The sequence below is a fragment of the Coleofasciculus sp. H7-1 genome (assembly GCF_057473865.1).
In genome coordinates, this window is record NZ_JBYCCT010000067.1 from 82,234 (window position 1) to 93,140 (window position 10,907).

The following is a 10,907-nucleotide window of genomic DNA, read 5'->3' on the forward strand; positions in this document are numbered from 1 at the left end:
TATTAATATGGAAGTTATCTCTAAGAAAACTAAATCGTCAGCGAATCCACAGTCAGAGTTGGTTCAAAAAAAAGCCGACGAACTTCTCAAACGATACGCAACCGGACAAAGAACCTTTAGCAAGGTAACAATGCAGGCAGGCAAGCTGTGCATTTCTACGTTCAACTTGATGGGAGCTAATCTAAGAACTGCTTGTCTAAGCGGAATTGTCCTAATTGGAGCTAACCTAAGTCAAGCCGATTTGGCTGCAATCGACTTAAAGCGAGCAGACCTCAGTAAAGCCAATTTAACTGGCGCGAACTTGTGGAAAGCTGACCTCAGTGGCACTAACCTTAGTTATGCCAATTTAAGTGAAGCTTTTTTGGGCGGAGCTAACTTGAATGGAGTGAAGCTGTATGCAGCTAATTTGAGTCGAGCCAATCTGAGAGGAGCCGATTTGTTGGATGTTGACTTGAGCGGAGCCATCCTGACTCAGGCAATTATGCCCGATGGCAGTATCCATGAGTGAAAATGATTGGGAACATCTTAAGGGATGCATAGAACCAAAGCAGGATATCGCCCAGAGCCAAGAAAGAGAGCGCGGCGTTTGTCTAGAAGCATCCCTTGGATCAATCAACGGGCGATCGCGTTCCATCTACTCTCCATCTATGGGTAAAATATCTTAGGTCTACATAGTTTGTCTTCCAATAGCAGCGCGTTGACCGTTGTTGATTAATTAGCGTGTATTTGTAAAATGGGTCTTAAAATTGTCGAGAACTTTGATAGTAGTTTTGCGCTTGCTCCAGAAGCGAAAGAAGCTCTGTTCAGTTTATTAACAGGTGAAGCTTTTCTCACGCAAATTACCGAGCAGGCAAACTGGAAAGCGGTTGAGTTCACAGAATTACTTTTTCAACCCGTTCCTTACAGCACTGCAACTCCCAAAGGAATGCCAGCAGAATTTGAAAAATATAAAGAATCTGACGAGCATATTATTATCAACGTGCCGCCGAACTTTATGTTCAAAGCAAAAATATTTAAACCGACTCGTCTTTGTGCCATTTATAGAAAGATGCAGTAACAACTTGCCTGAAATAATAGTTGCAACAAGGGTTAATAAAGCTTAGCTAACACTGAAGTTACCCTTCCCCAGCGTAGCTGCTAGCAGGATTAAACATTACTCATGGAGATAGATTGAAACTCTTGTCAGGACTCGCCGCACATCACCACATCTGAGGGCAACCACAGGGGGATTGAACCGACAATAACGCTATATGTATAAGCTTTGCGTAAGTCCTGTCTTGTTTAAGAAATCAATTCTCATTCCCAGACAAAGCCAGGGAATGAGAATTGATGTTAGCTCAATTGCACCAATTTAGTGCCGCACTTGGAACAGAACTTTGAGTTCGCTGGGTTCTGATTTCCACAGTTGGTGCAGAAAACGTGAGTGCGAGTCTCTGGAGTCGGAGAATGATTTGAAGCTATCGCAATCGGCTGAGTTGCAAGAGAATCAACAAGTTGAGTACCCGGTGAATAAAGTTTATAAGCTTCAATCATCTCCTGAATGACTCTTGCTTCGCGCTTGTAATTCAGGCTATCGGTTGCGCCTTCTTTTTCTAGTTCGACGGCACGCCGATCCAGATATGCTTTAAGTTGGTGATACAGCGCTTGTTTTTTCTGCACCGTGTCAACTTGGGTTAATTTTGCCGTCACCTGACGCTGAATTTCTTCTTTATCGGGGCGACACGCTAACACTTGCAGCACTTGCACCGCTTCTTCCCAACTAGAGGCGATATCGACATTTTCTGAACCAATCACTGTTTGTCGGGTGTAACGAATTACTTTTTCTTTGGTTAGGCGATTTTCTTCTATTCGCAAAACTTGTAACGCCCTTGCTTGTACAACGAGGCGGAAAATCTCTGGATTTTCGGGAAAGATATCCCAAAACGGCGGCTCTTTTTGAATGTGAACGGGAATCGGAGGTTCTTTGCTTTCGCCTTTAAGTTGCGCCCGTTTTGCCTGAATGGATTGTCCTTTCCAATCTTGATAAGATTGCTGTAACTCCGGCATTCCCTCAATGCAGCGCAGGGAAAAACCACCAATTTCTTGTACAAAGACAATCCGGTGACGTTCAGCTTCTCCCAGAGGTGTAATGCCTTCGTTGCTACCAACTCTCTCCCGCAGAATGGGGATGAGCTTAATTGCCGCTGGATCGCTGCTGTTGCGTCCGCCAACTAGGGCAATTTTGGCATTGAGTGCGGGGGTAAAGCCTGCGTCTTGGCGCTTGAGAACGGCATCAGAAAGTAAAATCAACGGCTTCGATTTGCTGTAGGCAGTGCCAATGCGGTTGCGAATTTCGGCTTCGTCGTTGTTGAAGACTTTGAATAAGCGATCGCAAGCTGCCAATTCCCGCTTCAATCGGCTGCTTTCCGGCGCACTCATCACGACTAATTTAGCGCGATCGCCAATAATTTCTTTAAAGTCATTCTCCTGCACATCCGCCAAATTCGGCACATCAAATAGCCGCATTACCTCACCCGCCGCACGGTTGCGCTTCCACAGCGGACTTGCTTGTGCGAGAACTTGAACTGACAAATTGCTACAAATCCCATCAATTCCCAACTCGTAGCGACTCTTAGAACCTTCGCTGGCACCTGCTTGTTGCTCAATTAAATCTCGATATAATTCATTGAGTTCTTCGCGGTTATAAAGCTTAATGCCATTCACAATCAAAGCATCAGCACTATCCGCTTGTCGATCGGCTTTTTGCTGAAAATCATCGCGGGTTTGCTTCAATTTTTGATTTAAGCGTGCCAAACTGCGGTTTAATTCATCCAGATGCTCTAGCATTCTGGTAATAACTTCTAAACCTAAATATCTAGCTTGAGTTTGAATTGTCGCCACCAAGCTACCTTCTAAACCCGTTAGCGCTAACTCGCAGGATTTTTCCATATCTGCGTGCTTGGTAAGGGCAAACTTATTTTTAAATTCAGTAATATCTTGCAGCGCCTTTTCGTAATCTCGCTGTCGTTCGGTTTCCTTTGGTTGCCAAACTTTTTCTGATTCGCGGCGGAACTTTTCGGCGGCATTTTCAAAAATTTGACGCACCGCCGTCACGAAAGCATCGGCAAATTTTGACCCTCTCGTGCGATCCTCAATAATCCGATAAAACTCTTCCTCTAACGCTTTTCGTCCTTGTTGCACGATGCGGTTGCGGTTATCGTACATCTTTTGCAAGAAGTCCCCGTGCAATCGCTCATCCGGGCTTAATTTCCGCAAATGATTGGCTTTATATTCTTCAACTTTTGGCTGGAGATAGTCTAAAAATTGCAGAATCTTACCCTTTTCTGCACCAACAATATTTACGCCTTGCTGGGTACATTGCAACTTATTATCCGTAGCAATTTCATTGCGGATAGAGTTTACCCAAGCGGAGATTTCGGTTATATATGACCTGTCACCAGCCGCCGATAAATCTGCAATCAGTTCCGCTTCTGTCAGGCGCATCCGTTTTAGGTCATTTTGCACCATTTCTAATACATTTGGCGGCAACTGTACCGATTCATTTAGCCACCAGCGAATAAAATCAGCGGCAAGTCTATCTGATAAAGAAGTGCGAATTTGAGCTATCGGAATTTCTACCGTAGATAACCCAAAACTCATAAAATTCTTAGGATAACCGCGTCCACCGGGATCTGCCTGCGCCCAAGATCCTTTAATATTATCTCGAATCGAACGTTTATAAGGTGCAAAATCAGAAGTTAAATCAAGGAAGATATTTTGGGAAATCATCTCCCGAATTTGATCGAGAGTAAATTCACTTTCGCCGTTTTTTGTTCCTACCAGATAAGTAAAGTCAAAAGGCGCAGATTTACTGCGAATTTCGTCTACCAAACCACTGCTAAATTGGGCAATATATTCAGTTCTATAGTCAGAAAAATAGCTCAATTCCATCAAAGCAGCGTAACCGTTAGCGAGAACGCGATCGCCTACATTAATACTAGCGAAAGCCGTCGGCATTGGCACAATTGCCGTCACCATCGGACTCGCTTGTCCCCGCAACCAATGGCGGACGCAATAGCCGATATCAATCAGCATTCCGCTACCAGTCCCACCCGATAGAGAACCCGTCACAAAGACATTTAAACCCGTTGTATCTACCTTAATGCCATAGCGATCGCGCATAAAGGTTTCGTGTCCTTTAACGGCATCAGCAGCCTCATTAAAACGTCTTTGAAGTTTGTGATAATTGCAATAAAAAGCAAATCGCCCATAACTGCGAATTTGTCCGGCACCGACTTCAATTGCCCCAATATTCCGCTCTAATTCTGTAGGAAACCAACTCTCAATCCAGGGATAGTTTCCCATGTCCGACATAATTTTTTTAACTTCACTGCCAGCAACACTTGCCCAATATTTTTCATTGTCTTTAAAAGGAGAACCGGCGGCGGCAGGATTATTGACTTTGTACTCTCTATCTGTATCAATAATTAAAAAGCTAATCAGGGGGAAATTTTGCAGACTGCCATAAGTTTCTTCTACTAAGCGACGCACTCGTGATAATACTTCATGTCCGGTGCCACCGATACCCACTAATACAGTGGGAACCATGCTTTTCTCTTCTACTGCCATAATGTTTTTCTCCTATTTAGCTCTCTTTTAAAACCGGGCGAATACAATTTGCAGCTACACAAACAAAACCTGACGAGAGCAGGTTTTAGAATATAGTATCCGTCTTAAGTCCGCGCAGGCGGACTTGGTTTGTATAGCCGCGAATTCTATTTGCCAGGAACTTCATAAACCCTCTAACAACTAACATCTAACAACGATATCCAATAAATTAAATAGCTGCCAAACAATCAAAGGTGTCAAAACGCTCCAAAATAGGGCATGGCTTAAGGATAATTGACCAGAAAGCGAGCGATCGAGACCGATTAAACCTTGAAACAGCCACCGATCTAGGGGTAAAATTAGCGTCCACATCAGGGCAATCCAAGTTGCACCTAGACTAAGGATAAGCCATTTGAGGTTACTGTTGAAACGGGTAAAAAACGTGTCGATGAAGAGCATTTCTAGATTATTTTGTTTGCCAGACAGGTAAATACCGCCAGTAGCCAAGGCTGCACCTCGCAATTCTAGAGATTCTGCCCCTACCACGACTGTATTGATTCTAACTTTGCGATTCACGGCATTGGTGATAATGGCTGGTGATACGTTAGCACCGCCATCGGTGACTAAAAGTAATTCGCGGCAGCGTTTTTGTGGAATAGCGCTAAGTGCTTCCGTGCCTTTTTGAATCGCTAAGTTAATATCTGTCGTATTGTTTGCTAACAGTTGAGGTAAATCGGGATTTGCCAATGCTTGGGTTAATTCAGCGTCCACTTGTTGACTGTCTGTTTTAAAATCACCCGTAAGCGATCGCACAACTCCCCCAAATCCCAAAACCTGTATCTGGTTCTTGTTTCTCAACTGTTGGGCGTTTTGTTGCAAATACGACCGCACCGCTGCTACTTCTTGGTACACTACTGTACCAGGGGCGTTAAATTCCGTACTGTAAGTGCTGCTGCTCAGATCGAGAGCGATCGCAACTGCTACTGGCGGTCTACCTAATCCTAACAGCCAGATGAGTGCCGTCACGACTATACACGCTCCCAGCAACATCAACGGAATCTGGAATAACGGATACAACCACAAACCGCGACGAGAACGACTCACTTAGAACCCTGTTGTAAATTGGTCATGAGTCATGAGTCATTAACAACAACAACTCATGACAAGCAAAAACAAACTATACACTACAGTCCTTTAACTGCCCACTCCGGACTCCACTTAAAGCAAAAATATTTCCTTCCTCTCCTCTCTTCCCTCTGCGTCCTCTGCGTCTAAAGCGCTAACGCGCATGGCTAAGCGCATCCGCGCCGCTACGCGAACGCTAAGGCGGTTCGTTCTCTTCTAAATCGGATTAAATTCATACTTAGATCCCGGTGGCCCATTAGAACCAGGCACAGCTTGCACAAGCGGCACTTCATTGAGAACATTAAAATCGGTAGCAGTGCCGCCGATTGCAACTCCCTGATTCAGCAGCTGAGATACGCCCGAACGAGAGGGATTTTGACTAAAAGCAGACGTTAAGGCTTTCGTCGCATCATAAGCGGTAGCAGTGCGCCAGCTGACACGTCCTTTCCAAATCGTGGCAGCTTGGTTGGCGAAGGGATCGTTGGGTTGAGAACTCCAGGGAACTGCCAGCACAATGCCTTTAATCGCGTCGCCGCCAGAGGTGAGGATAGTTGGATTATACAGTTCATCTCCGCCAATTAACTGTAACCCTTGCGCCCCAGTGGGATTGGCTTTGGCAATAGCGATCGCTCGATCTACTTTATTCTTACTCAGTGCCAAGAAACCAATTTTCGCCCCCGCCCCAGTTGCATTCTGAATCTCAGCAGCAGCATTGAAGTTGGCACCAGTGACATCTACTTCTTTAACGACTTTGCCGTTAACTTTAGACAGGGCAGTGGTAAACTGCTGCTTTAATTGCTGACTGTAAGGACTATCGGCGTTGTAAAAAACCACCACAGACGGCGCTGAGGACTTTGTAGCGGCGTATTTTGCTAAGGTGGTGCCGACGGTTTGCAGATAAGTACCCAGCAACTCGTTGGCTTTCTTGGCGAGAGGGATGGTTTGCAAGGTAGACTGACCGCCAGAACCGGGAGTAATGCTAGTGCTGATGGGAGAAAGGACGGTTAACCCAGCTTGTTCGTACATGGCGATCGCTTGCTGAGAACCCTTATCTATCCCATGTCCCAAAACGCCTAAAATATTCGGTGACTTGGTGAGGTCTTGCGCCAGGGAAACTGCTTTTACCGGGTCAATATCGTTGGCAATCACGACTTCTAACAAGCGTCCGGGTGTCGCCGGAGATTGGTTAAACTCGTCTTGCGCTTGTCCCACACCCCGGAGAACTTCCTTCGCCGTGTCTGGACTGGGGGTGATGGGAACCACCACTGCCATTGTCAGGGGATTCCCGGCTTTTTTGGCTTTAGCGTTGTTTAGGTAAATTTTGCTTTCGGGATCGTTGGGGTTGACGCTAACCGCTTGTTGATATTGGGCGATCGCATCCTCCCAATTTTTCTGGGCAAACGCTACTGCTGCGGCTGTTTTTTGGGAATTTGTGGCATCCTTTAACAGGATTTTCTCGCCTTGACTGATCAACTCGGCATTGTCAGCGGTATCGCTGGCGATCGCTTGCGGATCGGCAGTTGTCGTTGGTGCATTGTCGCTAGACGTGGGAGATTGAGTCTCAGGAGACGCAACGATTGCCGGTTGTTTATTCCCCTGTGTCAGTTTATACAAGCCAAATCCCCCCGCCAGTGCCGCCAGAATCCCAACCAAAATCAGGATTGGCAGCACAAGTGAAGGCTTAGAACCGGGCGGTTTAGAAATGACCGTTTTCTGGCTTTTCTGAGGAGTCATTGCCTCTCTAGGCAAGCCACAAACAATACAGTCTGGCCCGTGATTTTCCTGGGGTGGATGGGCTTGATTGCTTGGGTACTGTTGATTGTTTTTCGGTACACCATCACAGATCCATTTGCCTTGCGTATTCAATTCTCCCAATCTCCCTGGTAGCCATACTTACTATTTATTCTAATAATTACAATCTTCTGCCAGACAGAGCCACTGTGTCATCCCCATTGGCATCAGGATTCATTCAGATTAAAAAAATTGATATTATATCTTAATCATTCAATTATTGGCAGCTCGGCAACGTTCGCCGCCCCAGACGCTTTAAGATAGTTAAGGTGCATTATCCTTGACTAGGCTGGTGAAGCGTGAGCTAAGAAGCGTAGAGACAAGGATAATTATTTTTTAGCGCTTTCCTGGCAGTAAGATGACACCCAAAGGAAGAACATCTGAATTTAAGCCTGAATCCGAATTTAGGAATAAATTCATTATCAATATTTTTTCCTAAATTCATTCTAGTCACCTCTGTGAGATTATCAAAAAGTCAAATAAAAAAATCAAAAACTACCGATGACTTCTGACGACATTCCATCTCTTGCCAGCCTAGAATATATCCCTTACCTTGACGAAACCGGGCATTTACCGGAGAAATTGCAGGGAAAAATTGGCGTATACGCAATTTTTGATCGAGAGAAAGTGCTGCAACTGATCAACTATTCCCGCGATATCAATCTCAGCCTCAAGCAACATTTGGTACGTCAACACGAACGCTGCTATTGGCTAAAAGCCCACACTAGCGATCGCCCAAACCGTACCCTTCTAGAAAGCATTCGCAATGCCTGGATTGAAGAAAATGGTGCCGTACCCGCTGGCAATGGTTCCGAACAAGCCGCATGGAACGAGCCGATTGATGCCAAACTAGCAATGACGGCTGAGGAACAAACTAAGTTTACAAGTCCAGCGATGGATGAAGTCGGGCAAGGGAAGCTGTTAAAAAATGTAGCACGGCGCGTTGAAGAAGAAATTTTTCAGCAGCTCAAATCCCGTGGAGTTCAAGAAGAACTCCGTTTTAATCCAAAATTAAAAGAAAGTGGCTTACTTGACCTGAAGTAAGGACGAAGCATTTGTGCAGACATTTCTAGGTCATCATCTTGGTAAGTAAATGGGTATAAATATAAACAAAAACCTAACCCCCCAACCCCCTTCCCTCGTAGCGAAGGGGGCAAATTCCCCTCCCCTACGAGGGGAGGGGTTAGGGGAGAGGTTCTATGTTAATTTGACCTAGTTGCTGATTTCTGCACAAATGCTTCGCTTCTATAACACCCATATTACCCTTGCACCAAGCAACCCCGATCGCCCTGACATCCCATGAATCCACACCTGTTGAACAATCGCTATCGCATTATCCAGACGCTGGGAAGTGGTGGATTTGGCAACACCTTTCTGGCAGAAGATACTCATATGCCGTCAGGGCGTCGCTGCGTAATTAAACAGCTGAAGCCGATGGCAAACAATCCCCAGATGTTCCAGATGGCTCAAGATCGCTTCCAACGGGAAGCGGCTATTTTAGAGGCGTTGGGTGAAGCTAGCGATCAAATTCCCAAGTTGTACGCCTACTTTTCGGAAGCTGGGCAGTTTCACCTGGTGCAGGAATTCATTGAGGGGCAAACTCTGACGAAAAAGGTGCAAACTCAGGGGTTAGTGCCTGAAAATCAGGTTAAGGAAATACTTGTCAGTCTGCTGCCCGTTTTGGATTATATCCACAGCAAGGGCATAATTCACCGGGATATCAAACCGGACAATATTATTATCCGGCAACGGGATGGGAAGCCGGTATTGATTGATTTCGGTGCCGTCAAGGAAAGTATGAACGCGGCGGTGAATCCAGGTAATTCTCCCGCCTCGATTGTAATTGGCACGCCGGGATTTATGCCTCCGGAACAGGGAGTCGGGCAACCCGTCTTCGCCAGCGACGTATATAGTTTGGCGCTGACGGCGATTTATCTACTAACCGGGAAACTACCGCAAGATTTACCAACCGATCCGCGAACGGGGGAGATTTTGTGGCATCAATCCGCAGCGAATATTAGTCCTAGCTTTGTCGCTGTTTTGGATAAGGCGATTCAGTCGCATCCGCGCGATCGCTATTCTACTGCCAGAGAAATGCTCGATGCCTTGCAATCGGGTGCAACTCCAACGGTGGCTTCGGCTGGGGGTGCTGGAGTTTCTAATATGGCAACCGTTGCCGTGTCTCCAGGTGGTGGGAGGAACGTTTCGCCTGCGCCCATTAATTCCCCGCGTACCCCTCAAGTTAACCCTCCGCCTGTAGTAGTCGGTCAAGGACGGCGATGGAATCCTTTGCTGATAGGCATTGTGGGTGGATTGACCTTGGTCGGTGCTATTGTCGGTCTTAGCCGACTTTTAAGCAAATCACCGGAATCATCGCCTACCGTCGCCTCCTCTCCCGCATCAACATCAGCACCAACCACCAGAGAAACAGAACGAACCCCTGAAAGAAATCGTCCTCTGGAGACATCGCCCTCTCCATCACCTGAAAATTCAACGACTAGACAGGATGAAGCGACGCCGCCGCCTATTGCCGCCTCTCCTAGCCCAAGATCGGAGCGATCGCCTGAAAGGGATCGTCCCCTTGGAACATCGCCAGAACCCGAACCAGCGCAAACTCCCGAACCCGCACCCGTTCAATCTGCGACACCCGAACCCGCACGAACTCCCGAACCTGCACGAACTCCCGCCGTACCCATCCCCGAAAACAATAACCCGAATCCAAATCGTCCAGTTTCAAGCGTTCCCGCATTTCCCGTCGGTACATCAAGAAGCGCTATACAAGCATCCCTCGGCAACCCAGACACAGATGTCAGTGGCGCTTGGAGAACCCGCGCTGTCATCTATAACTTAGTGCCAAATCAGATCGATCTCGGCTACTTATTCGATCGGAATTCTGGTCGTCTTCGCCAAACCGAAGCATCCTTTGCTCAATCGGTCGATCCTCAAGTAATGCAGACTACTTTGGATGGATTATTAAAAGGTGGAGCCGACAATTACATTAAGGATGGACTGCAAAAAGTGCAACAGCGTCGCTTGAGTTCTTATCGTTTTACTCAAGGCTCCTTAAAAGGCATGATTGTCCGCCAAGATTGTGATGTTATTTACATCAGTATTTGGGATGCAGATATGCACGATTACAATGTGTCTGCTGCCAGGAAATGTTAAATATTTTAATTGTCAGTTTTGGGATGATTCTAATAATTGTAGGTTGGGTTGAGGGACGAAACCCAACTGATGCTCGAAAATGTTAAATATTTTAATTGTCAGTTTTGAGAAAATTCTAATAATTGTAGGTTGGGTTGAGGGACGAAACCCAACTGATGCTCGAAAATGTTAAATATTTTAATTGTCAGTTTTGAGAAAATTCTAATAATTGTAGGTTGGGTTGAGGGACGAAACCCAAC

The 10,907-nt window shown here is 46.1% G+C and carries 7 protein-coding genes; 4 read left to right on the forward strand and 3 right to left on the reverse strand.

The genetic code is table 11. The features are described from left to right. Nucleotides 1-7: 7 nt before the first annotated feature. Both AC2VDX_RS18440 and AC2VDX_RS18445 read left to right on the forward strand, forming a co-directional pair. Nucleotides 8-508 (forward strand): pentapeptide repeat-containing protein, encoded by a 501-nt coding sequence (locus AC2VDX_RS18440; protein ID WP_378184361.1) that lies wholly within the window; start codon nt 8-10, stop codon nt 506-508. A 225-nt stretch (nt 509-733) separates the two neighbouring features. Continuing rightward, nucleotides 734-1,057, forward strand: a complete 324-nt coding sequence (locus tag AC2VDX_RS18445) for a hypothetical protein (RefSeq protein WP_378184363.1) — start codon at nt 734-736, stop codon at nt 1,055-1,057. 275 nt (nt 1,058-1,332) lie between these two features. On the opposite strand, the gene AC2VDX_RS18450 is transcribed toward AC2VDX_RS18445, so the two are convergent. The 3 genes from AC2VDX_RS18450 to AC2VDX_RS18460 form a co-directional block, all read right to left on the reverse strand. Further along, on the reverse strand, nt 1,333-4,608 hold the full coding sequence (locus AC2VDX_RS18450; protein ID WP_378184364.1) for a tubulin-like doman-containing protein: 3,276 nt from the start codon (nt 4,606-4,608) through the stop codon (nt 1,333-1,335). Nucleotides 4,609-4,788: 180 nt separating this feature from the next. Then, complete coding sequence (locus AC2VDX_RS18455; protein ID WP_378184365.1) at nt 4,789-5,691, reverse strand: vWA domain-containing protein; 903 nt, start codon at nt 5,689-5,691, stop codon at nt 4,789-4,791. A gap of 237 nt (nt 5,692-5,928) precedes the next feature. Then, nucleotides 5,929-7,578 (reverse strand): ABC transporter substrate-binding protein, encoded by a 1,650-nt coding sequence (locus tag AC2VDX_RS18460; RefSeq protein ID WP_378184366.1) that lies wholly within the window; start codon nt 7,576-7,578, stop codon nt 5,929-5,931. Between the two features lie 426 nt (nt 7,579-8,004). Here AC2VDX_RS18460 and AC2VDX_RS18465 point away from each other — a divergent pair, with 426 nt between their 5' ends. Continuing rightward, nucleotides 8,005-8,547, forward strand: coding sequence for a GIY-YIG nuclease family protein (locus AC2VDX_RS18465; protein ID WP_378184367.1), 543 nt, complete (start codon nt 8,005-8,007; stop codon nt 8,545-8,547). A 255-nt stretch (nt 8,548-8,802) separates the two neighbouring features. Beyond that, nucleotides 8,803-10,668 (forward strand): protein kinase domain-containing protein, encoded by a 1,866-nt coding sequence (locus tag AC2VDX_RS18470; protein ID WP_378184368.1) that lies wholly within the window; start codon nt 8,803-8,805, stop codon nt 10,666-10,668. Nucleotides 10,669-10,907: the final 239 nt, after the last annotated feature.